Raw genomic sequence first — 588 nt, 5'->3', positions numbered from 1 at the left:
TTTTTTTCTATTATTCGTCTATTTTTAAATTATATTCGTCGACATTTTTTGGCAATTTATGACACCATGCTGAAAACCGCATACAGCGCCGTGCGCGCAATGGTGTATCTTAAATTTTTTTCAATAAAAATGAAATTTAAAATCATTTTAAATAACTTTTAATAAATCCATAATGAAAAGGCACCGGAGGTGGCACAGTTGTGCGAGGGTGTGTCTTTATCTACAAGCGACCCCTACAAAAGTTTAAAAACGTACGAGTACTTTCGATGGCAGGGTTAGACCATCACCATTTCACCATATCGATTTTAATGGGTGAACCTGTTTGGACACGGCTGCAAGAGCTATTTGTCACCTATTTCACCTTATTTTCCTATATTCTTTTAAAAAAAAAATATATAGAGAAGGGAGAAGGGAGAAGGGAGAAGGGAGAAGGGAGAAGGGAGAAGGGAGAAGGGAGAAGGGAGAAGGGAAAGAAAAAAAAAGAATAAGATATATAGGATAATATGGTGATAAGTGGTGATAACCCGCTCTGGGGGTGGCGTCCACCTTGTTTTCACCCATTTTTTCTATATGGTGATATGGGTGTAT

General features: G+C 37.6%; 1 protein-coding gene. It reads left to right on the top strand.

Going from position 1 to position 588, the window contains the following annotated elements; translation table 11 throughout:
* Positions 1-266: 266 nt before the first annotated feature.
* Entirely contained in the window at positions 267-488 is a 222-nt protein-coding gene (locus tag N2041_RS14665; RefSeq protein ID WP_297679363.1) for a hypothetical protein, read from the top strand.
* Positions 489-588 lie beyond the last annotated feature (100 nt).

Origin of the sequence: Tepidiforma sp. (assembly GCF_026419595.1) — a bacterium.
GTDB lineage: Bacteria > Chloroflexota > Dehalococcoidia > Tepidiformales > Tepidiformaceae > Tepidiforma.
The sequence above is the reverse complement of the archived record's forward strand: the minus strand, read 5'-3'. Positions and strand labels throughout refer to the sequence as shown.

Bases quoted from the DNA above. Each gene is read 5' to 3' on its own strand.
- N2041_RS14665 (WP_297679363.1), top strand. From the start codon at position 267: ATGGCAGGGTTAGACCATCACCATTTCACCATATCGATTTTAATGGGT.